This window comes from Streptomyces sp. NPDC001980, from assembly GCF_040296885.1.
Taxonomy (GTDB): Bacteria; Actinomycetota; Actinomycetes; order Streptomycetales; family Streptomycetaceae; genus Streptomyces.
This window is the reverse complement of sequence record NZ_JBEOYD010000003.1, coordinates 346,281-372,878: the sequence shown is the minus strand read 5'-3', so window position 1 is coordinate 372,878 and position 26,598 is coordinate 346,281. Positions and strand designations below refer to the sequence as shown.

Sequence of the window (26,598 nt, the reverse complement as noted above, 5' to 3'; positions counted from 1 at the left end):
GCTGCGTAGGCTCGCCCCATGGGTGACATGGGCCTGCGTGAGCGCAAGAAGCGGCGGATGTACGAGGACGTGTCGGACATCGCCGTGCGGCTGTTCCTGGCGAAGGGGTTCGACGCGGTGTCGGTCGCCGAGGTGGCCGCCGCGGCCGGGATCTCCAAGCCGACGCTGTTCCGGTACTTCCCGGCCAAGGAGGACCTGGTCCTGCACCGGATCGCCGACCACGAGACGGAGGCGGCGCGGCTGGTCGCGGGTGCCCGGTCGCCGGTCGGGGTGCTGAGGGCGCACTTCCTCGACGGGCTGGGGCGCAACGACCCGATCACCGGCCTCAACGACCATCCCCAGGTGCTCGCCTTCCACACCCTGCTCAACAGCACCCCCACCCTGGTCGCCCGGCAGTACGCCTACCTGGAGCGGTCGGAGGCCGCGCTCGCCGAGGCGCTCGGCGGCACCCTGGAGGCCCGGCTCGCGGCCGGCCAGATCATCGCCGTACAGCGGATCCTCGCGCAGGACAACTGGCGGCGGATCGCGGCGGGGGAGCGGGTCGAGGACGTGCGGGAGGACGCGGTGCGGGCGGCGGAGCGGGCGTTCGGGCGGCTGGAGCGGGCCATGACCGATACCGGGTGAGCACCTGATCAGCACCGGATGAGGTCCGGATCAGCACCGGATGAGCTCCGGTAAAAAATTTAACCAGGTTGCATTTTCTCGTTTACGCTGTCCCCCATGCAGCAGGAACTCGACCGCGAACGCGCCTACCACGACACCTGCCGAGCCGCCCTCGCCCGCATGGTCGAAGGCGCCGTCGAGCACGTCGTCACCGGCGAGGACGTCTCCGCGTCCGGTGCCGACGCCGAAGTGCTCGGGTACCGGCTGCGCAGCCGGGCCAAGGAAATGCGCGAGCTGCCGGAAGGGCCGCTGTTCTTCGGCAAGCTGGACTTCGGGGCAGGAGAGCACGCCGGGCAGAGCTACCGCATCGGCCGGCTGCGGATCAGCGAGGAGCCGACCGCCCCGCCCCTCGTCGTCGACTGGCGCGCCCCCGTCTCCCGCGCCTTCTACCAGGCAGGCCCCGACGACCCGCAGGGCGTGGCGGTACGCCGGCGGTTCGGCTGGGCGCCCGGCAGCCGCGGCGACTCCGCCGACCTCACGGGGCTGGAGGACGAGCACCTGGGCAGGGGGGAGCCCGGGACCGGGAGCACCTTCCTCACCCGCGAGATCGAACGGCCCCGCGTGGGCCCGATGCGCGACATCGCCGCCACCATCCAGCCCGACCAGGACGACCTGGTCCGCGCCGGCCTCGCCGACTCCGTCTGCGTCCAGGGCGCCCCGGGCACCGGCAAGACCGCCGTCGGCCTGCACCGCGCCGCCTACCTCCTCTACACCCACCCGCAGCGCATCCGCCGCTCCGGCCTCCTGATCCTCGGCCCCAACCGCACCTTCCTCTCCTACATCTCCGAGGTCCTCCCGGCCCTGGGCGAGACCGGCGTACGGCAGACCACCCTGCCGGAGGAGATCGGCCGCCACCCGGTCACCGGCACCGACCCCCACCGCGCCGCCGCGCTCAAGCACGACCCGCGGATGGCCGAGGTCCTGCGCCGCGCGCTGTACGCCCACGTCCGCACGGACGCCGTCACCCCGCTCTCGCTCTCCGACGGCACGTACACCTGGCGGGTCTCCGCCGCCACGCTGACGGAGATCGTGAAGGGGGTACGGGACGAGGAACCGCCGTACGCCGTCGGGCGGGAACGCGTGCGGGGGCGGGCGATGCGGGCCGTACAGCTCCAGGCCGAACGGCGCGCGGGCCCGCAGCCCGCCGCCTGGACCCGGCGCCTGGAACGCTCCCGCGCGATGAGCGCCCACCTCGACACCGTCTGGCCCAAGGTGCGCCCGGAGGAGGTGCTGGCCGAACTCCTCACGGACGGCGGGGTGCTGGCGGCGGCCGCCGAAGGGCTCCTCACCCCGGGCGAACAGCGGGAGCTGCGCTGGGCCCGGCCGCCGCGCTGGTACAGGTCCGCCCGCTGGTCGGCCGCCGACCTGGTCCTCCTCGACGAGGTCGCGGGGCTCGTCGAGCACCCCGAGGGCTACGGCCACATCGTCGTCGACGAGGCACAGGACCTGTCTCCCATGGAGTGCAGGGCGATCGCCCGCCGCGCGGTCTTCGGCTCCCTCACCGTCCTCGGTGACCTGGCCCAGGCCACCACACCCTGGTCGGCGCGGAGCTGGGACTCCGTCCTGGGCCACCTGGGCAAGCCGGAGGCGGCCGTGGTCCCGCTCACTACCGGTTTCCGGGTCCCGGCGGCGGTCGTGGCCCTGACCAACCGGCTGCTGCAGCGCCTCGGCACGGACGTACCCCCGGCCAAGTCCTACCGCGGCGACGGCGAGGTGACGATCCGTCCGACCCGGGACGTGCCCGCGACGACGGTCACCGCGGTGCGGGAGGCCCTGGCCCACGCGGGGTCGGTGGGTGTCGTTGCGGCGGACGCGCAGGTGACCGCCGTACGCGAGGCGCTGACCGCCGCCGGCATCGAACCGGCGGGCCCGGACGAGCTGGGCGCACGGGTGGCCGTGGTCCCGGCGAGCGTCGTCAAGGGCCTGGAGTACGACCACGTGGTGGCCGTGGAACCGGCGGCGGTGGCGGAGGGGGAGGAGCGGGGGCTGCACAGGCTGTACGTGGTCCTGACGAGGGCGGTGTCACGACTGGACGTGGTGCACGCGAGGCCGTTGCCGTTCTGAGGGATCCTGTCCCCGATGCTCCTCTTCCTAGACATCGACGGCACCCTCATCCCCTTCGGCGCCCCCGCCGACCGCCCCTACCCGGTCTACGGGACCGCCCCCACCCCGTCGGCCCCTCTCCTCACCCGCATCGACCCCGCTCTCGGCCCCCGCCTGGGCGCCCTCCGCTGCGACCTCGTGTGGGCCACCACCTGGATGGACGACGCGAACGCCTGCGTCGCCCCCTGGCTGGGCCTGCCCCCGCTGCCCGTCGTGGAGTGGCCGGACGAGGAGGAGCCGTCGGCCCTGCTGCACTGGAAGACCCGGCCGCTGGTGGCGTGGGCGGGCGAGCGGCCGTTCATCTGGCTCGACGACGAACTCACCGAGGCCGACCGTGCCTGGGTCGCCACCCACCATCACCGACCCGCCCTCCTCCACCGCGTCGACCACGAGTTCGGCCTGACGGAGGCGGACTTCACGGTGCTGGAGGACTGGCTGGCCATCCAGGGCTGACGTCCCACCCCCGGTGCGGGGCGGACGCGGCGACGGAATCTGCGACGGAATCCGCGACGGAATCCGCGACGGAATCCGCGACGGTGTCGGTGAAGACCCGGGCGAGTGGGGAGAGCGCGTCCCAGCGGCGGCGCCACCCGCTCTCCCCGCTGCCTCCGATCGGGCCGTCGCGCTCCTCCGCGCACTCGGTGCCGCCGAGATCGCCCATCCCGGCGGCACGCTCCTCCTGCACCTCCAACGCGTTCAGGAGCAACTCGCCGCCTGGGGCGCCCGCCCCGCCCTCCGGCTCGCGGGCCTGTGCCATGCCTTCTACGGCACCGACGGCTTTCCCACCGCCCTGCTGCCCCTCGGCCGCCGCACCGAACTCGCGGCGGTGATCGGCGCGGAGGCCGAGGCGATCGTGTATCTCTACGCCTCGTGCGACCACGGGGCCACCTACCCGACGCTCGCCGACCCCGACGCGGCCGCCCGCGACCGCTTCACCGGAGCTGCCCGTGTTCCCGAACCTCAGGCGCGCCGGGACTTCGCCGAGCTGACGGCCGCCAACGAACTCGATCTCGCCCGCATCGACCCGCCCTTCCGGGAGAAGTGGGGCCCCGGGCTCCTCGCCCTGTTCACCCGCCTCCACCCGCTGCTGAGCCCGCCGGCCCGGTCCGCCTGCCGCGCCGTTCTCGCTCCGGAACCCGGCGAACCCGCCGGGCATGCCTGAGTGCTTCGAGCTCGCTCCGGGGAGAGTGCTCACCCCACCGGGCCCGGTACCCGCTCTCGCCGTGGACCGCAGGTGGTCTTGCTCATCCGGTCGGCAGCCACGCGTCGATGACGGGGGCCAGTCCGTCCTGCCCGGTGAAGACGTGTCCGTTCATGCCGACGGCCTGCGCCGCGCGGACGTTCTCCTCCCGGTCGTCGACGAAGAGGAAGTCCGCGGGTGCGGCCCGGAGCGCGATGACGCAGTGCAGGAATGCGGCCGGGTCCGGCTTGGCTGCCTGGATCTTTCCGGAGAAGGCGATGTGGTCGAGGTCGTGCAGCCAGGGCTGTGCGGCGAGGAAGGCGTCCGCGTGGTCGGCGGGGATGTTGGACAGCAGGGCGGTCTCGGCGCGGCCTCGCAGGGACCGTACGTACGTGACCATGCGGTCGTCGACACGTGACCAGCTGTCGATGTCGGTGAGCCGCAGTTCCTCGACCGTGTCGGCGTCGACGGGGCGGGACAGCGCCCGCAGGACGTCCCTCCAGTACGCGGACGCGGATTGCCGGCCGGCGTCGTAGGACGGCCGACAGGTCCAGTAGGCCGTGGTGAAGGCGGCGACGGATACGCGGCAGCGGGCGGCCATCTTCTCCAGTGCGCCTGGGCGTTGGTGGCGGGCGATGACTCCGAAGAGGTCGAGGAGCACGATACGGCGGCCTGTGGTCATGGTGGTGGGTTCCTCCGGATTCCGGGGGGCCGGTTCAGGGACGGATGCCGCACCGGCGGTCGACGGATGCCGCACTGGCGGTCGACGGATGCCGCACTGGCGGTCGACGGATGCCGCACCGGCGGTCAGTGGCTGACCGGTGCCATGTCGGGTGTGCGGTCGGACCCGGTGCGCAGGACTCCGGCGGCCACGGCGGCGGTCAGGCACAGCAGCGTCAGCAGGACGAAGGCGTGGTTGAGAGCGACGAGGTGGGTGAGCCAGCCGATGACCGCGGGACCGGCGAGCATGCCGACGTAGCCGAGTCCGGCGACACGGGAGACGTTGGCGCCGGCCGCGGCGGGGTCGGCGTGTCCGGCGGCGCTGAACAGCTGGGGGACGCAGCCCGACAGGCCCAGACCGAACAGCGCCCAGCCCACGAAGGCGGCCCACAGCCACGGGGAGAAGGCCACGACCGTGATGCCGACGGCGGCTGTCGCCGCGCCGTGACGCAGGACCGCCCTGGGGCCGAAGCGGGCGGCGAGCCGGTCGGCCAGCAGGCGCCCGATGGTCATCGTCGCCGCGAAGGTGCCGTAGCCGAAGGCGGCGACGCTCGCGGGGACGCCGAGGATGTCTTCGAGGTGCAGGGCGCTCCAGTCGTTCGCGGCTCCCTCGCACAGCATGACCATCAGGGCCAGGGCGGCGAGGACCCAGATGCGCCCGCGGGCGCCGCGGCGCCCGCCGGCCGGCGCGGGCTCGGTCGCTGCCGTCGTGCCGGTGCCGGCCGCGGTGGGTGCGGCCGGCAGCAGGGCGCGGGCCGATACGACGGCGATCACGATGCCCACGACTCCGGTGGCGGTCATGCCCGCGGCCGGGCTCAGACCGGCGGTCGCGGCCCCCGCCGCGACGAACGCGGCGAGGACACCGCCGACGGAGAACGTGGCGTGAAACGCTGACATGACGGGCCGGCCGTACGCCTTCTCCACGTGCACGGCGTGGGCGTTCATGCTCACGTCCAGGCAGCCGTTGCAGAAACCGAAGACGAGCAGGGCGCTCGCCAGCGTCCACGGATCCCGGGCCAGGCCGGGCAGCACGAGGGCCGCACCGCTCAGGACGCCACTGACGGGCACCACGACGCGCGAGCCGAGGCGGTCGGTCAGCCGCCCGGCCACCTGCATCCCGATGAAGGCCCCCAGCCCCAGCAGCACCAGCAGGCCGCCGAGCGTCGCGTGGCTGATGCCCACACGGTCCTCGACCGCGGGAATGTGCACCACCCAGGCGCCCATCAGGGTGCCGCACAGGACGAAGTAGACAAAGGTCGCCACGCGGGCGTCTCGAAGCGAACGATCCATGCTCGCCACCATAACGAACACATTCAATGTTTGAAAAGGCGGGTTACGAACATTCGACATGTTCGCTTCCTGGTGGTGTTCAATCGCGTCATGAGCAACGCAGACCGGCAGGGGTTGATCGCCCAGGCCGTGAGGGACAAGGGCACCGTCACCGTCCAGCAGCTCGCGGAGCTGACCGGGGCCTCGGAGATGACCATCCGGCGCGACCTCGACACCCTGGCCGCGCAACGCGTCCTCCAGCGCGTCCGGGGCGGGGCGCGCACGCTGCTGCTCAGGGGGGAGGAGCCTCCCTTCGCCCTGCGTGCCCATGAGGCCGTCGACGCCAAGCGCCGGATCGCCGCCGAGATCTCCACCCTCGTCGGCGACGGCGAGAGCGTCCTGCTGGACAGCGGCACCACGTGCCTGGAGGTCGCCCGCCTGCTGCGTGAGCGGCCCGTCACCGTGATGCCGCTGTCCCTGCAGGCCATCCACGTGCTCAGCGACCCGCCGGGAGCGGCCGCGCTGATGGTGCCCGGCGGCCGCCCCCGCGCCGCCGAGGGGGCCCTGACCGGCCCTCTCGCCCTCGCCTCCCTGTCGGCGCTGCGCTTCGACACCGCGATCATCGGCTGCTGCGGCCTGAGCGCGGCCGAGGGCCTGACCGCCTACGACCTCGACGACGCCGCCGTGAAGAAGGCCGGCATCGCCTCCGCCCGCCGCGTGATCGTCGCCGCCGACGGCAGCAAGCTCGGCCACACCGCCTACGCCCACGTCGGCCCCGCGAGCCTCCTGCACACCCTCGTCACCGACGCCACGGCATCCGCGGACGAGGTCACGGCACTTGAAAGTGCCGGCACCTTCGTCCGGAGCGTCTGACGAGTTCGACGTGGCGCGGCCATCCGGGTATGGCGCGGCACACTTTTGCAAGCAAGTGCTTGCAATTGTTAGCGAGGGTGGTGCAGGGTGGAGGTATGGCATCGCTGAACGTCGGCAATCTCGGTGAGTATCTGCGTGAACAGCGGCGCAACGCGCAGCTGTCGCTCAGGCAGCTCGCCGATGCCGCCGGGGTGTCCAATCCGTACCTGAGCCAGATCGAGCGCGGGCTGCGCAAGCCGAGCGCGGAGGTGCTCCAGCAGGTCGCCAAGGCCCTGCGGATCTCCGCCGAGACGCTGTACGTCCGCGCCGGAATCCTCGACGCCGAGCGGGATCTGAACGAGGTGGAGACCCGCGCGGTCATCCTCGCCGACCCCACCCTCGACGAGCGGCAGAAGCAGGTGCTGCTGCAGATCTACGAGTCGTTCAGGAAAGAGAACGGCTTCTGGTCGGGCGAGGAACGCACGGGCGACACGGACACCGTCGGCGCCGAGGACCACGACCCCGGCCGCGACACCGGCGACAGTGAGACCGACGACAGCGAGACCGACGACAGCGAGACCGATCCGCGGCGGACGGCCGGATGAGCCGGCCAAGCGCGCCGACCGCCGCGCCGCGGACCACAAAACCCTCAGCCGAACTTTAATACGGGAGGACCATCACCATGGCCATCACCGACGACCTGCGCAAGACCCTCAGCGACCCGACTCCGCTCTACTTCGCCGCCGGCACCGCCGACCTGGCCCTCCAGCAGGCCAAGAAGGTCCCCGGTCTGGTCGAGCAGCTGCGTGCCGAGGCCCCGGCCCGCATCGAGGCGGTCCGCAAGGCCGACCCGAAGGCCGTCCAGGAGAAGGCCGCCGCCCGCGCCAAGGAGGCCGGCGTCAAGGCCAAGGAGGCGCAGGCCAGCCTCCAGTCCAAGGTCAACGACTTCATCGTCTCCCTCGACGGCGACCTCAAGAAGCTCGGCGAGTCCGCCCAGGACTTCGCGCTGCGCCAGGTCGGCGTGGCCGCCGAGTACGCCGTCAAGGCCCGCGAGACCTACGAGAAGGTCGCCGAGCACGGCGAGCAGGCCGTGAAGACCTGGCGCGGCGAGGCCGCCGACGAGATCGAGGACCTGGCCATCGCCGTCGAGGGCAAGCCCGAGGCGGTCGCGGTCAAGGAGGACGAGAAGAAGGCGGACGAGCCGACGGCCGCCGAGGCCAAGCCGGCCGCGGCGAAGAAGGCCCCGGCCGCCAAGAAGACCCCGGCCCCGCGCAAGGCCACCCCGGCCAAGAAGACCACTCCGCCGGCCAAGTAACCGGCGCACGCGTCAGCAGAACGTACGGGCCGGGCACCATGAGGGTGCCCGGCCCGTTCTACGGGTACGGTGGCCGCGTAGGGATCGGGAGAGAGCGGGTGGTGACGGCATGCTGATGCTGGGATTCGCAGGGTTCCTGGGACTGTTGAAGATCGTCCTGATGGCCCTGGCCGCGTTCGGGCTGGTCGACGCCGTGTTCCGGCGCGAGGACGCGTTCCGCGCGGCCAACAAGCAGAACAAGATGTTCTGGCTGATCATCCTGGCCATCGCCCTGGTCGTCAGCTACCTCTTCTCGATCCTCTCCATCCTCCCGATCGCGGGCCTGGTGGGGAGCATCGTCTACCTCGTCGACGTCCGGCCCGCGGTCAAGCAGGTCTCCGGCGGTGGCGGCGGCTGGCGAGGCCGCCGCGGCGGCAGCAGCAGCGACGGCCCGTACGGCCCGTACAACGGCGGCCGCTGACCTTTCGGCCTCGACTGTTCAGGGCGCGCCCGCTACAGCGCGCCCCTTCAGGGGCGCTGGGGGTACCCCCGGCCGAAGGCTGGGGGAGGAACTGCGCGACCAGCCACAACGCACCCGCGCCCGGCCCACCACGGCCGCGCCACACCGCGCAGCCGCTCAAACCCCCCGATCCAGCAGCACAACGGCCACGTCATCCGTCAGCTCGCCCCCATTGAGCTGCCGCACCTCATTGACCGCCGCCCGCAGCAACGCCTCCCCGGTCAGGCCGGAGGCCAGCTGCCGCCGGACCATCTCGACCATCCCCTCCTGCCCCAGCCGCTCGCCGCCCGAGCCCACCCGGCCCTCGATCAGGCCGTCGGTGTAGAGCATCAGGCTCCACTCGGCGCCCAGCTCCACCTGCATCCGCGGCCAGCGGGCACCCTTCAGCAGCCCCAGCGCCGGGCCGTTGTTCTCGTACGGCAGCAGCTCGGCCGGCCGCCCGGGCCGGGCGACCAGCGGCGCCGGATGCCCGGCCAGGCACAGCCCGGCCCGGCGCCCGTCCGGCGCTATGTCGACGGTGCAGAGCGTCGCGAAGATCTCCTCGTCGGAGCGCTCGTGCTCCAGCACCTCCTGCAGCGTGGACAGCAGCTCGTCGCCGCACAGCCCCGCCAGGGTCAGCGCCCGCCAGGCGATCCGCAGCTCCACGCCGAGCGCGGCCTCGTCCGGGCCGTGCCCGCACACGTCACCGATCATCGCGTGCACGGTCCCGTCGGGTGTGCGCACGGTGTCGTAGAAGTCGCCGCCGAGCAGCGCACGGGAGCGGCCGGGCCGGTACCGGGCCGCGAAGCGCAGCGAGGAGCCGTCCAGCAGCGGCGTCGGCAGCAGGCCCCGCTCCAGGCGCCGGTTCTCCTGCGCGCGCAGTCGCCCCTCCGCGAGCTTGCGCTCGGTCGTGAGGGAACGTTTGCGCTCGACGGCGTACCGGATGGCGCGGCTCAGCAGCCGTCCGTCCAGTTCGTCGCGGAAGAGGTAGTCCTGTGCGCCGACGCGCACGGCCTCGGTGCCGCGCTCGGCGTCACCGGAGGCGGTGAGGGCCAGCACGGCGTGCCGGGGCGCGAGCTCCAGCACGTGCTTGAGCACGCCGAGCTCGCCCTCCGTGCCCTTGCCGCCCGGCGCCGGCAGCGCCAGGTCCAGCAGGATGCAGTGGACGTCGTCGGTCAGCAGCCGCTCGGCCTCGGTGAGGTTGCGGGCGGTGCGGACGCGGATCGAGGTGCCGGACGCGTCCTGCAACTCGGGCAGGACCGGTGAACCGGTCGGATCGTCCTCGATCAGCAGCAGGGTGAGAGTGGTGCCGCCGGTGTTCGGGGTGGCGGCTTCCGTGCGGTTGGCCTCTTCCTTGAGGTGGCCGCCGCCCTGTGCGGGCGCGGCGGCCGGCGCCTGACCACTCTCCACGGCCGGGATCGCTCTCTGCCGCGGTACGGGTACGGGCATCGTGTTGGGTTCCTTCCCTCCCCCCGAGGGCATGGCGGGGCGAGGGACCTCGACCCACCCGACGGGGACCATAGCGGTACTGGCCACCGCAACGGAATGGTGTGAGCCGCGTCGCTCTGTCTCAGGCCAGTGTCATATGCCGCGTGCCGTACCGCAGTTGGACAAGAGGGCCGCCCAGCAGGGATGACGAAGGTCACGTGCCACCCGGGTTTGGGCGGGCGTTGCGGTGCACTGGGTCACATGAGCCAGCTCACGAAAGGGACATCGCGCCTAAAAAGCTCGGAGGCGCTCAGGCGTCCGGCCGTACCACCCCGAGGATCGGCATCGACCCCGCGCCGCCGATCGACACCGTACGTCCCGGGCGCGGGGCCTGGATGATCGCGCCGTCCCCGATGTACATCGCGACATGGCTGGCGTCGTCGAAGTAGATGATCAGGTCGCCGGGGCGCATGTCCTTCACGTCGACGTGCCTGAGCTGCTGCCACTGCTCCTCGGAGGTGCGCGGGATCGGCTTCCCTGCGCTCGCCCAGGCCTGTGAGGTCAGCCCGGAGCAGTCGTAGGAGTCCGGGCCCTCGGCGCCCCACACGTACGGCTTGCCGAGCTGCGCGGTGGCGAACGCGACCGCCTTCTTGCCCGTGGCGGACGCCTTGGTGTGGATCTCGTCGAGTATCCCGGTGTCCAGCCAGGCGGTCTGTGCCTTGTAGGCGGACTCCTGCTCCAGCTCGGCGAGACGCTCCCTCTGTTTCTTCTCCAGCGTCGACTCGAGCTTCTCGGCGGCGGCGATCCGCTGCGTGATCTTCTTCTTGGCGGCGGCCTTCGCCTTGCGGCCGGCCTCCAGCCTGTTCCACTGGTCGGCCGCGTCCGCCGCGTACTGCTTCAAGTCCTGCTGGGTCTGGGTCAGTTCCCTGATCAGGCCCTTGGTGGCCCGCTCGCCCTGGAGCACCCGCCCGGCCCCGTCCAGGAACTCGGAGGGGTCGTCGCTCAGCATCAGCTTGGCGGAGTCCGGCAGTCCGCCGGTGCGGTACTGGGCGGCGGCCGCCCGGCCCGCCCGCTCCTTCAGCTCGTCGAGCTTCTGCTGCCCCTTGACGATCTTCTTGGCCAGGCCGACGATCTCGGCGGACTGCTTCCGGGCCGCCTCCTCGGCGGCGTTGTACGCGTCGGTGGCGACGGCCGCGTCGTGGTAGAGCTTGTCCAGCTTGTCCCGCACGGCCTCGAGGTCCTTGTCCGGCGGGACGGTCACGGAGGCGGAGGCGTCGGCGGAGGCCGAGGCGCTGGGGGAGGGTGTCGGACTGGGCGCCGCGAACGCCGTGCCCGGTGCGGCGAGCGCCGTCACCGCGCAGACCACGGTCACCGCCGTCGACAGGATCCCGCGCCCACCCGGCCGGACGGTGTGCTTGTCCGGTCCCATGGCCCGCCCTCCCAAAAAACTGATTAATCGTCAGTAACTTACGATGCGTGGAGGATCGTGCCACGGCGCGCCGCAAAGCGACAGAGGTAACGGCGGGTGGGTTCCTCCCCGGTTTCCCCCCGAGCATGACGATCTTCCCGCCTTTGTGACGAACGACTCACCGAGATCGTTCCCACCCGGCCCCATCAGGTCCTCGGCGCCAACGCTCCCCACGCCACCGTCACTTCGCCCTGCCGCCAGCGCGCCGCCGAGTCCGTCACCGGCCAGTCGGCCGTCAGGTCCCGCACCGTCCGGATCCACCGCTGCCGGGCGCCGTACGACGCGTAGGGCGCGGCCGCCGCCCACGCGCGGTCGAAGTCCCGCAGGAACGCGTGCACCGGCTCGCCCGGCACGTTGCGATGGATGAGCGCCTTCGGCAGCCGTTCGGCGAGGTCGGACGGGCGGTCCAGGGAACCGAGCCGGGTCGCGAAGGTCACTGTCCGCGGCCCCTCCGCCCCGAGCGCGACCCATACGTGCCGCCGCCCGATCTCGTCACAGGTCCCCTCGACCAGCAGCCCGTCGGGCGCCAGCCGCCCGCACAGCCGCCGCCACACCTCGGCGACCTCGCCCTCGTCGTACTGCCGCAGCACGTTGGCCGCGCGGATGAGCAACGGCCGCACGGGGAGCGGGATCTCGAACCCGCCGTGCCGGAAGGAGAGCCCCTCGCGCTCGTACGGCCTGGCCGCGGCGACCCGCGCGGGCTCGATCTCGACCCCGACGACACGCGCGCGTGGCGCGACGGTACGCAGCCGGCCGAGCAACTCGACGGCGGTCCAGGGCGCGGCGCCGTAACCGAGGTCGACGGCAACGGGGTCGACGGCGCGACGCAATGCCCCGCCGTGCGTAGCGGCGATCCACCGGTCCATACGGCGCAGGCGGTTGGGATTGGTGGTCCCGCGCGTCACCGTTCCTACAGGGCGGGAGGCGGCGCGGGCATTCATGCCTACGAGAGTAAAGCGCCCCAAAGGGGCGCGGGGCCGTGTCAATTTGCGGCTACCGCCGCGCGGTCGCGACAAGCCCCCACTCACCCGCACCCGCACCCGCACCCACAACCGCACCACCCCTACGCATCTCATCCTCGAACGGTTGAGCGACCGCAGGCAATGTGTCGGCAAAATCGACCATCCCGGAATGGGAATCCTCCCCTCCGCGTTGCACCCCGTTGGAGGGCAGTGGATGTCCTCCCACCGGCATGCCCGCACCGAGAGAGGACCGCCACGTGAGCCAGTACGTCAGCAGGCTCGGGCGCCGCTCCCCGTCGGCTGCCTCCCGGCTCCGCCGGGCCCGCCGGCCGCGCCGCGTCGCCATGCTCTCCGTGCACACCTCACCGCTCCACCAGCCCGGCACCGGCGACGCCGGCGGCATGAACGTCTACATCGTCGAGCTCGCGCAGCGCCTCGCCGCGATCGACATCGACGTCGAGATCTTCACCCGGGCCACCTCCGGCGGCCTCCCGCCCACCGTCGAACTCGCCCCCGGCGTCCTCGTCCGGCACATCGACGCAGGCCCGTACGAGGGCCTCGCCAAGGAGGACCTCCCGGCCCAGCTGTGCGCCTTCACGCACGGCGTCATGCAGGCCTGGGCCGGCCACCGCCCCGGCTACTACGACCTCGTCCACTCGCACTACTGGCTCTCCGGCCACGTCGGCTGGCTCGCCGCCCAGCGCTGGGGCGTCCCCCTGGTGCACGCCATGCACACCATGGCCAAGGTCAAGAACGCCAACCTCGCCGACGGCGACACCCCCGAACCCGCCGCCCGGGTCATCGGCGAGACCCAGATCGTCTCCGCGGCCGACCGCCTCATCGCGAACACCGCCGAGGAGGCCGACGAACTCGTACGGCACTACAGCGCCGACCCCGCCAAGGTCGCCGTCGTCCACCCCGGCGTGAACCTCGACCGCTTCCGCCCGGCCGACGGACGCAGGGCGGCCCGCGCCCGTCTGGACCTCCCGCAGGACGCCCTGATCCCGCTCTTCGCGGGCCGCATCCAGCCCCTCAAGGCCCCCGACGTGCTGCTCCGCGCCGTGGCCGTGCTCCTCGACGAACGCCCCGAACTCCGCTCCCGGATCGTCGTGCCGATCGTCGGCGGCCCCAGCGGCAGCGGTCTCGCCAAGCCGGAGGGCCTGCAGAAGCTGGCCGCGCGGCTCGGCATCGCGGACGTCGTCCGGTTCCGCCCGCCGGTGGGCCAGGAGCAGCTCGCGGACTGGTTCCGGGCGGCCTCCGTCCTGGTCATGCCCTCCTACAGCGAGTCCTTCGGCCTGGTGGCGATAGAGGCCCAGGCTGCCGGCACCCCCGTCCTCGCCGCCTCGGTCGGCGGCCTGCCGGTGGCCGTACGGGACGGCGAGACCGGCTTCCTGGTGCGCGGTCACGATCCCGCCGACTACGCGCGCGTGCTGCGCCGTTTCGCCGACGACACCTCTCTGGCGGACCGTTTCGGCAGCGCCGCCACCCGGCACGCCCAGTCCTTCGGCTGGGACACGGCGGCCGCCGCCACCGCCGACGTCTACCTGGCCGCGACCCAGTCCCACCGCCGTCGCGTACGCTCGGCCCATGGGTGACGCTTCACAGGACCGGCAGGCCGCGCAGGTCATCGAGGGTGTCCTGAAGGACGCCGAACTGGAGTGGGAGAGCCCCGAGTCCGGCACCTACGTCGTGCAGCTCCCCGGCACCCGCAAGCTGAAGACGACCGTCTCGCTCATCGTCGGCCGCCACTCCCTTTCCCTGAACGCCTTCGTCATCCGGCACCCGGACGAGAACGAACCGGCCGTCCACCGCTGGCTCCTGGAGCGCAACCTCAAGCTGTACGGCGTGGGCTACGCCGTCGACCGCCTCGGCGACGTCTACGTCACTGCCCGCCTGCCCCTCTCCTCCGTCACCGCCCCCGACCTCGACCGGCTGCTCGGCCAGGTCCTGGAGGCCGCGGACGGCGCCTTCAACACCCTCCTGGAGCTGGGTTTCGCCTCCGCGATCCGCAAGGAGTACGCGTGGCGGGTGTCCCGGGGCGAGTCGACGCGGAACCTGGATGCGTTCACGCACCTGATCGAACGTCCCACTGACTGACTTCAGGTCCATACCTGAGGCGCATCCCTGATTAAGGCCTGCATGACTCTTTCGAGGTGCCGGGCCCCCGTGGCATGCTCACCGCCGACGCAGATATGAACGTCGTTCACAACCATGAAAGCCGCCATGGGAAGGACGTACGGAATGAGCACCACGCACCACGACGTGACCGCCGGTATGACCAGACGGACCCTGCTCGCCGGCGCCACGGCGGTGGCCGCGACCGCCGTGACGGGCGGCACGGCCCACGCCTCCGACGACGGCCAGGTCCCCTCCCTCTGGCGGGAGTTCACCCGCACCCCCTTCACCCACCCGCAGATCCCCTACGTCGGCCGGGCCGGAGCGGCCCGCATCCGCCGCCTCCCCGTCGTCGCCGACGTCCGCGCGTACGGTGCCGTCGCCGACGGCGTCACCGACTGCGCCCCCGCGATCAACCGTGCCATCGCCGCTGCCGGACGGGCCGGCGGTGGCACGGTCACCATCCCGCCCGGCACCTTCCGCATCGACGGCCTGATCCACGTCGGCTACGACAACGTGGTGCTGCGCGGCGCCGGCAGCGGCCGTACGACCCTGTACGCGACGAAGAACCTCACCGAGCTGATCGGCCCGTACGGCTCCCGCTACGGCGGCACGAAGTCGGCGTGGTCCTGGGCGGGCGGGCTCATCTGGCTGGCGCCGAAGCCCCGTTGGGACTCCCTGGTCGCGGCGATCAAGGCGCAGGCCTGGCCGTTCGAGGGCTGGACCGGCAACAAGCGCGACGAGTGGGAGCAGCTGACCCCCGTCGAACCGGCCCGGCAGGGCGACCGGACGGTCACCGTCACCGACCCCTCCCGGCTGCGCCCCGGCCGCCTGGTCCTGCTCCGGGTCGCCGACGACACCGCTCACACCCTCCTCCAGCACATGTCCGGCGGCGGCCCGGGACCGGCGTCGTACTACTGGGAGGACAAGACCAAGCTGCTGTCGTACGTCCCCTACGAGTGGCCCGTCCGCGTCACGGCCGTCCGCGGCCGCAGGGTGACCCTGGAACGCCCGCTCCCGCTGGACCTCCGCCCGGAATGGGACCCCCAGTTCACCACCCACGTCCGGGAACTGACCGGCTCCGGTGTCGAGGGCCTCACCCTCGACGTCATGGAGACCCCGCAGTCCCCGCACCTCCTCGACAAGGGCTACAACGGGGTCGTCCTGCAGTGCGCGTACGACTGCTGGGTGGACGACGTCACCGTCCGCAACGTCGACAACGGCTTCGGCCTGGTCGCCGCCTCCGCCTGCACCCTGCGCCGCACCCGGGTCGGCGGCCGGGGCGAGCACCACCCCTACTTCTGCCGCGAGGGCTCGCACGACAACCTGATCGAGGACTTCACCGTCGAGCAGCGCACGGTCCCGGCCCCCGCCGACACCCAACTCCACGGCATCAACGTCGAAGGCCTGTCCTCCTACAACGTCTGGTCGCGCGGCGAGATGCAGATGGGCACCTTCGACTCGCACCGCGGGCTGCCCTTCGCCAACGTCCGCACCGACATCACCGTGAACAACAACGGCCGGCACGGCGGCGACGCCAACGCCGGACCGCTGTTCGGCGCCCGCTTCACCCACTGGAACGTTCGAGTGACCAACGGCCGCGCGGGCCTGATGCGCCTCGACGGCCTGGCCCCGTACTCCGCGACCGTCGGCCTCAACACGGTCACCGACTTCGACCAGATCGACGTACCGGACTTCACCGGCGACCTGCACTCCCGCCTGGAGCTGTACGGCACCTCGGACGCGGTGCGGCCGCGGAACCTGTACGAGGCTCAGCGCGCGCTGTCCCGGTAGCGCCTCGGCGTCACCCCGACCAGCCGTTTGAAGTGCCGGGTGAGATGCGCCTGGTCGTAGAAGCCGGCGGCGGCCGCCGTCTCGCCGGGCGGTACGCCGTCGAGCAGCAGCCGGCGGGCCCGGCCGACCCGGCGGGACATCAGGTACTGGTGCGGGGCGATGCCGTACGCGCCGCTGAACGCCCGTACCAGGTGGGCGGGATGGGCGTGCAGCAGCCGGGCCGCCTCCTCCAGGGCGAGCCCGTCGGCGACCCGCTCGTCGAGGAGTTCGCGCAGGGTACGGGCGAGGGCCGGGTCAGGGGGGTCGGGGGTCACGGGCCGGGGGCGGAGCAGGCTCCGCAGCCGTTCCCCGATGAGGGTGAGCCTGCTCTCGGCCTCCAACTCGTCGCCGGGGCGGACGAGAACGGAGTGCAGCTGGCCGACCCGCTGCCGCAGCAGGGGATCGCGCAGATCGGGCCCGTCGACGGCCGGCCCGATCAGGCCCTCCCCGAGGATGCTCTCGTCCAGGTAGACCACGCGCTTGCGGAAGCCGTCCGCGGTGGCGGGGGAGCCGTTGTGCGGCACGTGCGGCGGCAGCAGGGTCACGGTGTCGGCCGGGGTGCCGTGCTCGTGGCGTTCGAGGTCGTACCGCACGGCCCCGTCGTCCACGATGAGCAGCGTCCAGGCGTCATGGACGTGCATCGGGTACGCGTACTCGGTGAAACGGGCGTGGAAGACCTCGGTGACGCCCGGGACACAGGGGCGCCAGGCGGTTACTTCCTGTGTGACGGACTGCCGGGCGGCCATGCAAAGAACGTACAAGACCCGGACGGACGACGCCCGGCAGTCTCGGGGCATGAGCACTCCCAGTACGGACGCCGTCCGTTTCGACACGAAGATCGCCGTGCTGCTGCGGGACGACCTGGAGCCCTGGCAGCGGCTGAACGTGACCGCGTTCCTGGTCAGCGGCCTGGGCGCGACGCTTCCCGAGGTGGTCGGGGAGCCGTACGAGGACGCCGACGGCGTCGCCTACCTGCCGATGTTCCGGCAGCCGGTGCTGGTCTTCGAGGGCGGCAAGGAGACCCTGAAGGCCGCGCACGAGCGGGCGCTGAGCCGCGCCCTGCCCCGGGCCGTCTTCACCGCGGACCTGTTCTCGACCGGAAACGACCGGGACAACCGGGCGGCGGTACGTGCCGTGCCCACGGCGGAGCTGGACCTGGTGGGGCTCGCGGTGTACGGGCCGCGGAACGGGGTGGACAAGGTGCTGAAGGGGGCGCGGATGCATCCGTGACCCGCCCCTTCGCCCGACAGGAGGAATCCCGTCCGGTGACCAGGTGATCCGATCATCGTCATTGTTGCGGTCGGGGCCGAACGTCGCATGTGACAGTCATGCGATACATCAGATTCTGCGGTGTGGCCGCGGTTGCGGCAGCGATGGTCACGGGGCTGACGAGCGGACCGGCGACTGCCGCGGAGCCGGACCGCGTACCGTGCAGCGGGACGGCGCTGAGCCTTGCCATCGCCACCGCGCGGAACGGCGAGACCATTGATCTCCGTCGCGACTGTACCTACCTCCTGGGCGCCGCTCTGCCGACCATTGGCAAGGACCTCACGATCCGGGGCAATGGCGCGACGATCCTCCGGGACGGGACGACCGCCTCCCCGTTCCGGATCTTCGACATCAACTCGAACGGGAACCTGCGCCTGCAGGACCTCACCGTCCGCGGCGGATATCTGACCTCCACCTCCACCTCCGGGGACGGCGCCGGCATCCGCGTCAACGGCGGCGCGCTCAGGCTGTCGAAGGTCGACGTACTCGACAACACCGCCGTGGCCAACGGCGGCGGCATCGCGGTGGAGTCGGGTGGCTCGGCGGACATCAGAAGCAGCTACGTCGCGTTCAACAACGCGAGCAACGGTGCTGGCCTCTACACCGCGGGGACCGTGACCGTCGAGAACTCCGAGTTCGCCCGCAACCACGCCCGGGCCTCCGGCGGCGGGATCTACCAGTCCGGGGGCAGCATCTTCGTCGGCACGAGCGTGATCCGGCGCAACACCGCGGCCGGGTCCGCGAGCGGCGGCGGCGTCTACATCGCCGGCAGTCAGGTGACGGAGATCGTCGACAGCAAGATCACGAACAATACCGACACGGGCACCGCGGGCGGTGGGATCTACAACAACGGCAACCTGAAGCTGACGAAGTCCGAGGTCAGCGGCAACGTCGTCGGTGGCTTCTCGGGCCAGGGCGGCGGCATCTACAACTCGGGCACGCTCTACCTCAGAGGCACCGACGTCTTCCGCAACAGCGCGAACGGCGGTGGCAGCTCCGTGGGCGGCGGCATCTACATCAACAGCGGAACTGTCACCCTCGACCACAGCACCGTCCGCAACAACGCCTCCACGGTGGCACCCGGCGGCGTCCGCACGACCGTCCCGATCACGCTCAGGGACTCCACCATCACCCGTAACATCCCGACGAACTGTGCCCCGTTGGTGTTCACGGGCTGCACGGACTGAGTCGACGCGGCAGCCGGGCCCCCTGCCCTCGCTCTTCGAGGGTAGGGGGCCCGCCCCGCGCTCAGGCCGCCCGCACCCCCGCGTCCGCCTCCGCCACAGTCGCGGCCACCGGCCGTTCCACCGGCAGCCGCCGCATCAGCAGCCCGTACCCGAGAGCCGCCGCCGTCCCCACGACCGCGCACACCCCCCACAGCCACCGCGCCCCGAACCGGTCGATGACCACCCCGGAGAGCAGCGGCGCGATGAGCGCGGCGGCGGACCAGGACAGCGTGTACATCCCCTGGTACCTGCCCCGCCCGTGCACCGGCGAGAGCCGCACCACCAGCCCCGTCTGGGTCGGCGCGTTGACGATCTCGGCGAGCGTCCACACGCACACGGTGAGCGCGAACACCCCGACCGACCCGGCGAAGGCGGTGAGCCCGAACCCGTACCCGGCGAGGAGGGACGAGACGACGAGCAGGGACCGCGGATCCCGGTGCTGGATGACCCGGGTCACCGGAATCTGCAGTACCACGATGAGGATCCCGTTCACGGCGATGGCCATGCCGTAGTCGGCGGGCGAGAACCCGGCCTCCCCCATCGCCACCGGCAGCCCCACCGATCCCTGCTGGAAGATCAGGGCGACGAGGAACGACAGCCCGACGACGCCCATGTACCGCCTGTCGCGCACCACGGTCAGCAGGCTGACCGCGCGGTCCTCGGCGGCCTCCGCGGCCGCCGGCCGAGGCCGCGACTCGGGCAGCCGGAGGAAGACGAGGACGGCGCAGACGGCGGTCATCCCGGCCTCGATCAGGAACCCGGCGCGGTAGCTCACCTCGGCGATGAACCCGGCCCCCATGGACGACACGGCGAAGCCCAGGTTGATCGCCCAGTAGTTGAGGGAGAAGGCCCGCACCCGGTCCTCCGGCCGCACGATGTCGGCCATCATCGCCTGCACGGCCGGCCGGGAGGCGTTGGAGGCCACGCCGACGAGGAAGGCGACGGCGGCGATGGCGACGGGGTCGCGTACGAACCCGAGCAGCGCGACGGCCGCGGCGGTGGACCCCTGCGCGACGAGCAGCGTCGGCCGTCGCCCGAGCCGGTCGGCCATCACCCCGCCCCCCAGGGACGAGACCACGCCTCCCAGCCCGTGCAGGGAGGCGACGAGCCCGGCGTACGACGCGCTGTACCCCCGGTCGAGAGTCAGGTACAAGGCCATGTACGTGGCCACGAAAGCGCCCAGCCGGTTGACGAGGGTGCTGGTCCACAGCCACCAGAACTCCCGGGGCAGACCGGAGACGGTCTCCCGGACGGCGCGGCGCAGGGCGGCGGACGGCATGGTTCCCCCAGGGCAGATGTAAGTGACACAAGGCGTACCCGGAACTTACTTACACGGTGCTCGCCTGAGCCACTCAATTAACAAATGCAGTCAACTGTCCGCCCCCTGGGACGCCCCGCGGGCGCCCGCCCGCCGCCCCGAATCCGTGGATTACGCTCTGACCCATGGCCGACGCACCGTACAAGCTGATCCTCCTCCGTCACGGCGAGAGCGAGTGGAACGCGAAGAACCTGTTCACCGGCTGGGTGGACGTCAACCTCAACGAGAAGGGCGAGAAGGAGGCAGTCCGCGGCGGTGAACTCCTGAAGGACGCCGACCTGCTCCCCGACGTGGTCCACACGTCCCTCCAGAAGCGAGCGATCCGCACGGCGCAGCTCGCCCTCGAAGCCGCCGACCGCCACTGGATCCCGGTCCACCGCAGCTGGCGCCTGAACGAGCGCCACTACGGCGCCCTCCAGGGCAAGGACAAGGCGGCGACGCTGGCCGAGTTCGGCGAGGAGCAGTTCATGCTCTGGCGCCGCTCGTACGACACCCCGCCCCCGCCGCTCGCCGACGACTCGGAGTTCTCCCAGGCCGCCGACCCCCGCTACGCCTCCATCCCCCCGGAGCTGCGCCCGCGCACGGAGTGCCTCAAGGACGTCGTCGTCCGCATGCTCCCCTACTGGTACGACGGCATCGTCCCCGACCTCCTGGCCGGCCGCACGGTCCTCGTCGCCGCCCACGGCAACAGCCTGCGCGCCCTGGTCAAGCACCTGGACGGCATCTCGGACGCCGACATCGCCGGCCTGAACATCCCCACGGGCATCCCCCTCGCCTACGAACTCGACGCCGACTTCAAGCCGGTGACCCCGGGCGGCCAGTACCTCGACCCGGACGCGGCGGCCGCGGCCATCGAGGCGGTCAAGAACCAGGGCAAGAAGAAGTAACCCTGACTGATCAAGCCCCCTACCAGCGGTTTTGTCCCCGGTAGGGGGTTTTCGGCGCTGTGGCCGACTGTGCCGAAGAGGGTGATTCGGACTTCCGTGCGGTTGAACGTCCAGGCCGTGATCAGCAGCGCCTCACGCCAGGGTGACGTGCATGCCGCCCTCGGTCAGGACACTCAGGACCTCGGCGAAGAGGTCGTAGGAGCGGCCCTCTGGTGTCATGGCCTGCGACAGGTACTCGCGTGCGGTCGCGGCGTCGCGCCAGAGCAGGGTTGCGGGGGCGGTGTAACCGAAGGTGCCGCCCAGACAGTCGTCGAGGGCGGCCGGACAACCGCCGAAGTAGCCACCCGGCCCGTTCACCGACTCGCCGAGCGCCAGGTAGAGGCCTGGTTCGTCGGTGATGTGCCGACCGTCGAGTTCGTAGGCGTGCCCGGCCGGCCGGTCGCGGTGGGAGCGTCGGCAGGCCCGCTCGCGGACGAGATCGAGCCAGGCCCCGCGGCGCCGGGTGTCGAGGCCCACCCAGGCACCCAGGCGGTCCGGCGGCCCGACGAGCCACCGCTCCCAGATGGGCCGGGCGTGGTCGGGAACGGGTGTGAAGAGCTCTCCGTCGAGCTCCAGGTCGATCAGATCTGTCGTGCAGGAGGATGGGCGCCAAGCGCTGACTTTGGTCCACAGCAGCCGATCGGTGAGCGGCTCGCCCTGGTCGTCATGTATCTCCAGGGCAGCCTCCTCCAGGTCCAGCGCCCGCCGGGTGCCCTTCATCAATGCGGTCCGCAGCTGATCACCCGGAGCGAGCCCCCGTAGGACGAGTGGGGGCGCTACGTGTTCGGCCGGCAGGACGCGGACGAATTCCTCGCAGGAGCCGAGCCAGCGGTGCCCGTCGTGTACTCGGACAACACCCGTGTGCCCCTCGGGCGGACCTTCGTAGTCGTCCAGGCCGTCGAGCACAAGACTGTCCGCCCCCGAGAGCTGCCCTGGGCTCTTCGCGTCCTCCAGCAGCCAGGGATCGAGTGAGTCGTCGTCCGGCACCAGCCATACCCGGCTGCCGACCCAGCCCCGTACATCGACGCCGTCCGCCACCCAGCCGAACAGTTCGTACGTCCCGCGCCGAGGCTCCCCGAAGAGGCCGTCCACTGCGTCGCACACGCCCCAGACGTAGCCGTGCTCCGTCTCGGTCAGCGCGTACCGCCCGTGCCCGCGATCCTCTCTGCCCCCACGCACGCTGGCAATCATGCCCAGACCAGGCTCTTGCGGCGAAGTCATTTTCCCTGTCGGTCAAGGGGCTTCAAGCCGCTTCCGCGCTCAGTAACGTGGCGTCTGCACAGGCGGCAGCGGTTCACGGGCTGTGTGCCAGGCGGGCGGGAGAGCGGTGACGCCCGTACGAGCGGCGATCACCCCGCCCGCGATAGCGCAGGTGGTGTCGATGTCCCCGCGCCCGGCGATCGTGAACCACAGGCCCTCGTGCAGGTCGTCAAGGTGTCCGGCCGCGCACCAGAGGGCGTAGGGGACGGTGTCGGGTCCGGACATCCGGTAGCCGGAGCCCAGGACCTCCGCGGCGTGCCGAACCGAGGTACGTGCCGACATCCGGGCCGCGACCCGCACTCCTGACCGGACGTCGCTGTCGGGGAGTTGTGCGGCGACCGCCTGGAGGAAGTCCGGGCGTGCCGGCGCGGGCCCGCCCCGGCTGCGCGTTGCCAGCGCCGCGGCGAGGGCTACCGCCACCGCCCCGGCGACCGCCTCCGGGTGGTGATGCGAGACCACGCTCTGGCGGGCGGCCTGCTCGGCGACGGCGTCGAGGTCGGCGGCGTGCCAGGCGCCCAGCGGGGCGACGCGCATGGCCGCGCCGTTGCCCCAGGAGCCCTGGCCGCCGAATTGTCCGGCGACCACCTCCTGCCAGGGCTCACCCGCGCCGATCCGGCGGAGCACGTCGTGCATCGAGGCTCCGTAGCCGCGGTGCGTGTCGTCGGCGTAGGCCTCGGCGAGGCGCAGGGCGAGGCGGTCCTGGTCGACGGTGCCGCCGCCCGCGGCGAGTTCCCGGACGAGAACGAGTGCCTGGGCGGTGTCGTCGCTCCACCGCCACAGCGGCTCCGGGGGCAGGATCCGTGCCTCCAGGGCTGCCTGGCCTTCGTGGCGCAGGATGCCGAACCAGCGGTCACCGAAGGCATCACCGAAGGCGAGCCCGGACAACGAGTCCAGCGCAGCGGTAGGCAGGTTGATCATCGGAGCAGTATCACAAGGCGACGGCGTCCCCGGCGCTCCGATTTCAGCGCGCGCAGGAAGAAGTGGGCCGTCTGCCGCCTCCCCCTCCGGAACACGCCAGCCGATGACCCTCCGTCAAGGAGGGGCGTCCGCTTCGTAGCATGAGCAAATGATCAGGTTTGTCGGAGGACGCCCCCGGCCGCGGCGCGAGCGGCAGAAGCCGGTGCGTCGGCACCGCCCGTTCGCCCTCGGTCTGGTCGGGGCCGTCGTCGTGGCGGTTGCTGCGGCGTTCGCATTCCGCGCCGACCCCGAGGACGCGGCGTCCACCGGCTCCGCCCAGACCCCCCGACGGACGGCCGGGACCCCTGCGTCCGGGCGACCGGGGCCGCCGCACCACCCTGTCGGCAACGTGCGGATCGCCGCCGTGGGAGACATCGTCATGGGCTCGCTGCCGGACGACCTGCCACCGGATGACGGCGCCTCGTTCTTCGACCCCGTCGACGACCTGCTCACCGGCGACGTGGTGCTCGGGAACCTGGAGGGCACGCTCACCACCGGCGGTGACAGCAAGTGCGACTACATCGAGGGCCCGAACTGCTTCGCGTTCCACGCCCCGCCGTCCTACGGCCGCTGGTTGAAGAAGGCCGGGTTCACGGTCCTGAACACCGCGAACAACCACATCGACGACTTTGGGGCGGAGGGGCGGCGCGACACGTTCGCCGCGCTGCGCTCCGTGAACCTGCCGTTCACCGGCCGCCTGGGCCAGATCACCGTCCAGCGGGTACGCGGCATCAGGGTCGCACTGATCGGGTTCGCTCCCGACCGAGGGGCGAACGACCTCACGGACATCCCAGCCGCACAGCGACTCACCGCCCGCGCCGCAGCGATGGCGGACATCGTGATCGTCACGATGCATGCCGGCGCGGAGGGCTCGGACCGCACCCACGTGGAACCCGGCACCGAGTACTTCCTCGGCGAGGACCGCGGCGACAGCTACCGCTTCAGCCGCGCGGTGATCGACGCCGGCGCCGACCTCGTCGTGGGCAGCGGCCCGCACGTGATGCGGGGGATGGAGTTCTACAAGGGCCGTCTGATCGCCTACAGCCTGGGGAACTTCTCCGGCTACAAGGTGCTCGGCCTCGGCGGCACCCTCTCGACCAGCGGCGTACTGCACGTCACCCTCGGCGCCGACGGCACCTACCTGTCCGGGCGCCTGCGCCCCACCCAGATCGTGGAGCCCGGCACACCGGAGCCGGGCGGCGAGGCGATCGACCTTGTCTCCACCATGTCGGAGGAGGACTTCGGCTCACACGCCGCCCTCATTTCGGCGGACGGGACGATCCAGCGCCCGTAGCCGGGCGTGGCTGTGCCCACCAGAGCGCCACCGCCCAGGGGCGTGCGGTGGTCAGGTACGGCGCTCATGTCCGGCCCCACGAGAGTCAGCGGCGGTGCTCCGGGCCCGCGCACCGGGCATGGACGCGGCTCGGCCGGTTGTCGGCCGTGCCGGATGCTCACGGTTCCGCGATCCGCGACGACCGTGCCTTCGCGGTTCACCCGGTACACGCGCATCGTCATCCTGCTCTGGGGTTCTGCGGGGGCTGTGGCTGGTGTTCCCAGGTGGGTGCGGTCGTCTCGAAGGTGGCGTTGCCCTCGTCGATACCGAGTGGGTAGACCGCCAGGCTCTCGGCGGCATGCGCGGGGCCCATGGCCGTGATGGGCACGCCGGGCGGGACGTTCATGCGCCGGCCGTCGGGGCGATCTCGTCGATCAGGCCGCGGATGCGCTTCTCGATCTCGTCGCGGATGGGCCGTACGGCATCGACGCCCTGCCCGGCCGGGTCCTGGAGCTCCCAGTCGAGGTAGCGCTTGCCGGGGAAGACCGGGCAGGTGTCGCCGCAGCCCATCGTGATGACGACGTCGGAGGCTTGCACGGCCTCGACGGTGAGCACCTTGGGGACCTCGGCCGAGACGTCGATGCCGACCTCTGCCATGGCTTCGACGACGGCCGGGTTGACCGTCGCGGCGGGTGCCGATCCGGCGGAGCGCACCTGCACGCGGTCGCCGGCGAGGTGGGTGAGGAACGCGGCGGCCATCTGGGAGCGCCCGGCGTTGTGGACACAGACGAAGAGCACCGACGGCTGTTCAACAGGGGTGTTCATGGGGAGTGCGCTTTCTGGCGAAGGATGGGTCAGGGGAGTGTGGGGGCGGCGAGTTCGGGTTCGGCCTGGAGGCCGGCGGGGGCGGCCGGTGCGGGTGCCGGCCGTCCGAAGACCGCGACCACCAGGCCCAGCCCCACTGCGGCGCCCACCAGTTGGGCCGCGATGAACGGGCCGAGGGAGGCGGGGGCGATCCCGGCGAACGTGTCGGTGAAGGTCCGGCCGATGGTGACCGCGGGGTTCGCGAACGAGGTGGACGACGTGAACCAGTACGCGGCGCCGATGTAAGAGGCCACGGCCACGGGTGCGTAGCGGGCCTGACCGGTGCGGGCCAGGCCGAAGATCAGCAGGATGAGGCCGGCGGTCGCGACGAGTTCGCCCAGCCAGAGGTGACCGGCGGAGCGGTCGTGGGTGGACCACTGCACGAGCGGCTTGCCGAACATCGCGTCGGCCAGCATCGCGCCCGCGACAGCTCCGGCGACCTGGGCCGGTATGTACGCGGCGACCTCTCGCGCGGCCGGTCCGTCCCCGGTGCGGCGGCCGGTGGCCCAGGCGGCGAGGGTGACGACGGGATTGAAGTGGGCTCCGGAGACCGGGCCCAGGAGCACGATCAGCACACCGAGGCCGAAGACCGTGGCCAGCGAGTTGGCGAGCAGCTGTACGCCGACGTCATGGGTCAGCTCGGTGGCCTGGATGCCGGAGCCGACGACCACCGCGACCAGGGCGGCCGACCCCACCGCCTCGGCGACGACGCGGCGGCTCAGCGGGACGCTCACGCGGTCGCCTCGGCGGCCTGCGACGTCTTCAGGAAGGCGGCGAGCCGGTCGAGGGTGGCGGGCAGCGCCCAGTAGTAGACCCACGTGCCCCGTCGCTCGCAGTCGATCAGACCGGCCTGCCGCAGCAGCTTGAGGTGGTGCGAGATCGTCGGCTGGGACAGGTCGAAGGCCGGAGTCAGGTCGCAGACGCAGACCTCACCGCCCGCCTGCGACGCGATCATCGACAGCAGCCGCAGGCGTACCGGGTCACCCAGCGCCTTGAACAGCTTGGCCAGCTCGGCCGCCTGGTCCTCGTCCAGCGGCGCGGTCACCAGACCGGGGCAGCACGCGCCGTTCTCGTCGCTCTGTCCGAGAACCACAAGCTCTTGCTTCGACATACGTCTAT

Annotated in this window: 28 protein-coding genes; 15 read left to right on the top strand and 13 right to left on the bottom strand. The window is 71.8% G+C overall.

The window, feature by feature from the left end; translation table 11 throughout:
• Window positions 1-18 precede the first annotated feature (18 nt).
• The 4 genes from ABT137_RS06385 to ABT137_RS06370 all read left to right on the top strand — a co-directional run bounded on the left by ABT137_RS06385 (window position 19) and on the right by ABT137_RS06370 (window position 3,928).
• Complete coding sequence (locus ABT137_RS06385; protein WP_351703335.1) at window positions 19-624, top strand: TetR/AcrR family transcriptional regulator; 606 nt, start codon at window positions 19-21, stop codon at window positions 622-624.
• Between the two features lie 96 nt (window positions 625-720).
• On the top strand, window positions 721-2,727 hold the full coding sequence (locus tag ABT137_RS06380; RefSeq protein WP_351703332.1) for a HelD family protein: 2,007 nt from the start codon (window positions 721-723) through the stop codon (window positions 2,725-2,727).
• A gap of 15 nt (window positions 2,728-2,742) precedes the next feature.
• A complete protein-coding gene (locus ABT137_RS06375; RefSeq protein WP_351703329.1) occupies window positions 2,743-3,219 on the top strand; it encodes an HAD domain-containing protein in 477 nt (158 codons plus the stop codon).
• A gap of 199 nt (window positions 3,220-3,418) precedes the next feature.
• Window positions 3,419-3,928: a DUF6817 domain-containing protein gene (locus ABT137_RS06370; protein ID WP_351703626.1), complete on the top strand. Its 510-nt coding sequence runs from the start codon at window positions 3,419-3,421 to the stop codon at window positions 3,926-3,928.
• A gap of 82 nt (window positions 3,929-4,010) precedes the next feature.
• Here the strand turns inward: ABT137_RS06370 and ABT137_RS06365 are convergent, their stop codons facing one another.
• Both ABT137_RS06365 and ABT137_RS06360 read right to left on the bottom strand, forming a co-directional pair.
• Window positions 4,011-4,628 carry an HAD family hydrolase gene (locus tag ABT137_RS06365; protein WP_351703326.1) on the bottom strand — a complete coding sequence of 206 codons (618 nt, stop codon included), beginning with the start codon at window positions 4,626-4,628 and terminating at the stop codon, window positions 4,011-4,013.
• A gap of 125 nt (window positions 4,629-4,753) precedes the next feature.
• On the bottom strand, window positions 4,754-5,956 hold the full coding sequence (locus tag ABT137_RS06360) for an MFS transporter (RefSeq protein WP_351703323.1): 1,203 nt from the start codon (window positions 5,954-5,956) through the stop codon (window positions 4,754-4,756).
• Between the two features lie 90 nt (window positions 5,957-6,046).
• Between ABT137_RS06360 and ABT137_RS06355 the strand changes: the two genes are divergently transcribed.
• The 4 genes from ABT137_RS06355 (at window position 6,047) to ABT137_RS06340 (ending at window position 8,562) form a co-directional block, all read left to right on the top strand.
• Window positions 6,047-6,808 (top strand): DeoR/GlpR family DNA-binding transcription regulator, encoded by a 762-nt coding sequence (locus ABT137_RS06355; protein ID WP_351703320.1) that lies wholly within the window; start codon window positions 6,047-6,049, stop codon window positions 6,806-6,808.
• A 95-nt stretch (window positions 6,809-6,903) separates the two neighbouring features.
• Window positions 6,904-7,392 carry a helix-turn-helix domain-containing protein gene (locus tag ABT137_RS06350; protein ID WP_351703317.1) on the top strand — a complete coding sequence of 163 codons (489 nt, stop codon included), beginning with the start codon at window positions 6,904-6,906 and terminating at the stop codon, window positions 7,390-7,392.
• Window positions 7,393-7,469: 77 nt separating this feature from the next.
• The gene (locus tag ABT137_RS06345; RefSeq protein WP_351703314.1) at window positions 7,470-8,102 is read left to right on the top strand and encodes a hypothetical protein; all 633 of its coding nucleotides are present in this window, start codon (window positions 7,470-7,472) and stop codon (window positions 8,100-8,102) included.
• 109 nt (window positions 8,103-8,211) lie between these two features.
• On the top strand, window positions 8,212-8,562 hold the full coding sequence (locus ABT137_RS06340; protein ID WP_351703311.1) for a DUF2516 family protein: 351 nt from the start codon (window positions 8,212-8,214) through the stop codon (window positions 8,560-8,562).
• A 156-nt stretch (window positions 8,563-8,718) separates the two neighbouring features.
• On the opposite strand, the gene ABT137_RS06335 is transcribed toward ABT137_RS06340, so the two are convergent.
• From ABT137_RS06335 to ABT137_RS06325, 3 genes are all read right to left on the bottom strand, one after another.
• Window positions 8,719-10,029: a PP2C family protein-serine/threonine phosphatase gene (locus tag ABT137_RS06335; RefSeq protein WP_351703308.1), complete on the bottom strand. Its 1,311-nt coding sequence runs from the start codon at window positions 10,027-10,029 to the stop codon at window positions 8,719-8,721.
• Window positions 10,030-10,318: 289 nt separating this feature from the next.
• Window positions 10,319-11,437: a C40 family peptidase gene (locus tag ABT137_RS06330; RefSeq protein WP_351703305.1), complete on the bottom strand. Its 1,119-nt coding sequence runs from the start codon at window positions 11,435-11,437 to the stop codon at window positions 10,319-10,321.
• Between the two features lie 185 nt (window positions 11,438-11,622).
• The gene (locus ABT137_RS06325) at window positions 11,623-12,417 is read right to left on the bottom strand and encodes a class I SAM-dependent methyltransferase (RefSeq protein ID WP_351703302.1); all 795 of its coding nucleotides are present in this window, start codon (window positions 12,415-12,417) and stop codon (window positions 11,623-11,625) included.
• Between the two features lie 278 nt (window positions 12,418-12,695).
• Between ABT137_RS06325 and mshA the strand changes: the two genes are divergently transcribed.
• From mshA to ABT137_RS06310, 3 genes are all read left to right on the top strand, one after another.
• Window positions 12,696-14,033, top strand: coding sequence for a D-inositol-3-phosphate glycosyltransferase (gene mshA, locus ABT137_RS06320; protein WP_351703299.1), 1,338 nt, complete (start codon window positions 12,696-12,698; stop codon window positions 14,031-14,033).
• On the top strand, window positions 14,026-14,535 hold the full coding sequence (locus ABT137_RS06315) for a type III secretion system chaperone family protein (protein WP_351703296.1): 510 nt from the start codon (window positions 14,026-14,028) through the stop codon (window positions 14,533-14,535). Before mshA ends, ABT137_RS06315 begins: the two co-directional genes overlap by 8 nt.
• A gap of 144 nt (window positions 14,536-14,679) precedes the next feature.
• Complete coding sequence (locus ABT137_RS06310) at window positions 14,680-16,347, top strand: glycosyl hydrolase family 28-related protein (protein ID WP_351703293.1); 1,668 nt, start codon at window positions 14,680-14,682, stop codon at window positions 16,345-16,347.
• Here the strand turns inward: ABT137_RS06310 and ABT137_RS06305 are convergent.
• Window positions 16,326-17,132 (bottom strand): helix-turn-helix transcriptional regulator, encoded by an 807-nt coding sequence (locus ABT137_RS06305; RefSeq protein ID WP_351703290.1) that lies wholly within the window; start codon window positions 17,130-17,132, stop codon window positions 16,326-16,328. The genes ABT137_RS06310 and ABT137_RS06305 overlap by 22 nt on opposite strands.
• On the opposite strand from ABT137_RS06305, the gene ABT137_RS06300 reads away from it, so the two are divergent.
• Window positions 17,131-17,616, top strand: a complete 486-nt coding sequence (locus ABT137_RS06300; protein WP_502984478.1) for a DUF2000 family protein — start codon at window positions 17,131-17,133, stop codon at window positions 17,614-17,616. The genes ABT137_RS06305 and ABT137_RS06300 overlap by 2 nt on opposite strands.
• 98 nt (window positions 17,617-17,714) lie before the next feature.
• Window positions 17,715-18,842 carry a right-handed parallel beta-helix repeat-containing protein gene (locus ABT137_RS06295; RefSeq protein ID WP_351703284.1) on the top strand — a complete coding sequence of 376 codons (1,128 nt, stop codon included), beginning with the start codon at window positions 17,715-17,717 and terminating at the stop codon, window positions 18,840-18,842.
• Window positions 18,843-18,903: 61 nt separating this feature from the next.
• Here ABT137_RS06295 and ABT137_RS06290 read toward each other — a convergent pair whose 3' ends face one another.
• Window positions 18,904-20,160, bottom strand: a complete 1,257-nt coding sequence (locus ABT137_RS06290) for an MDR family MFS transporter (protein ID WP_351703281.1) — start codon at window positions 20,158-20,160, stop codon at window positions 18,904-18,906.
• A gap of 164 nt (window positions 20,161-20,324) precedes the next feature.
• Here ABT137_RS06290 and ABT137_RS06285 point away from each other — a divergent pair, with 164 nt between their 5' ends.
• Window positions 20,325-21,086 (top strand): phosphoglyceromutase, encoded by a 762-nt coding sequence (locus ABT137_RS06285; RefSeq protein ID WP_351703278.1) that lies wholly within the window; start codon window positions 20,325-20,327, stop codon window positions 21,084-21,086.
• A 132-nt stretch (window positions 21,087-21,218) separates the two neighbouring features.
• Here the strand turns inward: ABT137_RS06285 and ABT137_RS06280 are convergent, their stop codons facing one another.
• Both ABT137_RS06280 and ABT137_RS06275 read right to left on the bottom strand, forming a co-directional pair.
• On the bottom strand, window positions 21,219-22,316 hold the full coding sequence (locus ABT137_RS06280) for a barstar family protein (RefSeq protein ID WP_351703275.1): 1,098 nt from the start codon (window positions 22,314-22,316) through the stop codon (window positions 21,219-21,221).
• Between the two features lie 69 nt (window positions 22,317-22,385).
• Window positions 22,386-23,303, bottom strand: coding sequence for an ADP-ribosylglycohydrolase family protein (locus ABT137_RS06275; protein ID WP_351703272.1), 918 nt, complete (start codon window positions 23,301-23,303; stop codon window positions 22,386-22,388).
• 148 nt (window positions 23,304-23,451) lie between these two features.
• Here ABT137_RS06275 and ABT137_RS06270 point away from each other — a divergent pair, with 148 nt between their 5' ends.
• Window positions 23,452-24,636: a CapA family protein gene (locus ABT137_RS06270; protein ID WP_351703269.1), complete on the top strand. Its 1,185-nt coding sequence runs from the start codon at window positions 23,452-23,454 to the stop codon at window positions 24,634-24,636.
• 217 nt (window positions 24,637-24,853) lie between these two features.
• Here the strand turns inward: ABT137_RS06270 and ABT137_RS06265 are convergent, their stop codons facing one another.
• The 4 genes from ABT137_RS06265 to ABT137_RS06250 are packed head-to-tail and all read right to left on the bottom strand — an operon-like array spanning window position 24,854 to window position 26,590.
• Entirely contained in the window at window positions 24,854-25,021 is a 168-nt protein-coding gene (locus ABT137_RS06265; RefSeq protein WP_351703266.1) for a hypothetical protein, read from the bottom strand.
• The gene (locus ABT137_RS06260) at window positions 25,018-25,440 is read right to left on the bottom strand and encodes an arsenate reductase ArsC (protein WP_351703263.1); all 423 of its coding nucleotides are present in this window, start codon (window positions 25,438-25,440) and stop codon (window positions 25,018-25,020) included. Before ABT137_RS06260 ends, ABT137_RS06265 begins: the two co-directional genes overlap by 4 nt.
• A gap of 29 nt (window positions 25,441-25,469) precedes the next feature.
• Entirely contained in the window at window positions 25,470-26,213 is a 744-nt protein-coding gene (locus ABT137_RS06255) for an aquaporin (protein ID WP_351703260.1), read from the bottom strand.
• On the bottom strand, window positions 26,210-26,590 hold the full coding sequence (locus tag ABT137_RS06250; RefSeq protein ID WP_351703257.1) for an ArsR/SmtB family transcription factor: 381 nt from the start codon (window positions 26,588-26,590) through the stop codon (window positions 26,210-26,212). The genes ABT137_RS06255 and ABT137_RS06250 overlap by 4 nt, the downstream gene beginning before the upstream one ends.
• Between the last annotated feature and the right edge of the window lie 8 nt (window positions 26,591-26,598).

Excerpts from the sequence above, each read along its gene's own strand:
- ABT137_RS06385 (WP_351703335.1), top strand. The coding sequence starts at position 19 with ATGGGTGACATGGGCCTGCGTGAGCGCAAGAAGCGGCGGATGTACGAG.
- ABT137_RS06380 (WP_351703332.1), top strand. The coding sequence starts at position 721 with ATGCAGCAGGAACTCGACCGCGAACGCGCCTACCACGACACCTGCCGA.
- ABT137_RS06375 (WP_351703329.1), top strand. The coding sequence starts at position 2,743 with ATGCTCCTCTTCCTAGACATCGACGGCACCCTCATCCCCTTCGGCGCC.
- ABT137_RS06365 (WP_351703326.1), bottom strand. The coding sequence starts at position 4,628 with ATGACCACAGGCCGCCGTATCGTGCTCCTCGACCTCTTCGGAGTCATC.
- ABT137_RS06360 (WP_351703323.1), bottom strand. The coding sequence starts at position 5,956 with ATGGATCGTTCGCTTCGAGACGCCCGCGTGGCGACCTTTGTCTACTTC.
- ABT137_RS06355 (WP_351703320.1), top strand. The coding sequence starts at position 6,047 with ATGAGCAACGCAGACCGGCAGGGGTTGATCGCCCAGGCCGTGAGGGAC.
- ABT137_RS06350 (WP_351703317.1), top strand. The coding sequence starts at position 6,904 with ATGGCATCGCTGAACGTCGGCAATCTCGGTGAGTATCTGCGTGAACAG.
- ABT137_RS06345 (WP_351703314.1), top strand. The coding sequence starts at position 7,470 with ATGGCCATCACCGACGACCTGCGCAAGACCCTCAGCGACCCGACTCCG.
- ABT137_RS06340 (WP_351703311.1), top strand. The coding sequence starts at position 8,212 with ATGCTGATGCTGGGATTCGCAGGGTTCCTGGGACTGTTGAAGATCGTC.
- ABT137_RS06335 (WP_351703308.1), bottom strand. The coding sequence starts at position 10,029 with ATGCCCGTACCCGTACCGCGGCAGAGAGCGATCCCGGCCGTGGAGAGT.
- ABT137_RS06330 (WP_351703305.1), bottom strand. The coding sequence starts at position 11,437 with ATGGGACCGGACAAGCACACCGTCCGGCCGGGTGGGCGCGGGATCCTG.
- ABT137_RS06325 (WP_351703302.1), bottom strand. The coding sequence starts at position 12,417 with ATGAATGCCCGCGCCGCCTCCCGCCCTGTAGGAACGGTGACGCGCGGG.
- ABT137_RS06315 (WP_351703296.1), top strand. The coding sequence starts at position 14,026 with ATGGGTGACGCTTCACAGGACCGGCAGGCCGCGCAGGTCATCGAGGGT.
- ABT137_RS06310 (WP_351703293.1), top strand. The coding sequence starts at position 14,680 with ATGAGCACCACGCACCACGACGTGACCGCCGGTATGACCAGACGGACC.
- ABT137_RS06300 (WP_502984478.1), top strand. The coding sequence starts at position 17,131 with ATGCAAAGAACGTACAAGACCCGGACGGACGACGCCCGGCAGTCTCGG.
- ABT137_RS06305 (WP_351703290.1), bottom strand. The coding sequence starts at position 17,132 with ATGGCCGCCCGGCAGTCCGTCACACAGGAAGTAACCGCCTGGCGCCCC.
- ABT137_RS06295 (WP_351703284.1), top strand. The coding sequence starts at position 17,715 with ATGCGATACATCAGATTCTGCGGTGTGGCCGCGGTTGCGGCAGCGATG.
- ABT137_RS06290 (WP_351703281.1), bottom strand. The coding sequence starts at position 20,160 with ATGCCGTCCGCCGCCCTGCGCCGCGCCGTCCGGGAGACCGTCTCCGGT.
- ABT137_RS06285 (WP_351703278.1), top strand. The coding sequence starts at position 20,325 with ATGGCCGACGCACCGTACAAGCTGATCCTCCTCCGTCACGGCGAGAGC.
- ABT137_RS06280 (WP_351703275.1), bottom strand. The coding sequence starts at position 22,316 with ATGATTGCCAGCGTGCGTGGGGGCAGAGAGGATCGCGGGCACGGGCGG.
- ABT137_RS06275 (WP_351703272.1), bottom strand. The coding sequence starts at position 23,303 with ATGATCAACCTGCCTACCGCTGCGCTGGACTCGTTGTCCGGGCTCGCC.
- ABT137_RS06270 (WP_351703269.1), top strand. The coding sequence starts at position 23,452 with ATGATCAGGTTTGTCGGAGGACGCCCCCGGCCGCGGCGCGAGCGGCAG.
- ABT137_RS06265 (WP_351703266.1), bottom strand. The coding sequence starts at position 25,021 with ATGAACGTCCCGCCCGGCGTGCCCATCACGGCCATGGGCCCCGCGCAT.
- ABT137_RS06260 (WP_351703263.1), bottom strand. The coding sequence starts at position 25,440 with ATGAACACCCCTGTTGAACAGCCGTCGGTGCTCTTCGTCTGTGTCCAC.
- ABT137_RS06250 (WP_351703257.1), bottom strand. The coding sequence starts at position 26,590 with ATGTCGAAGCAAGAGCTTGTGGTTCTCGGACAGAGCGACGAGAACGGC.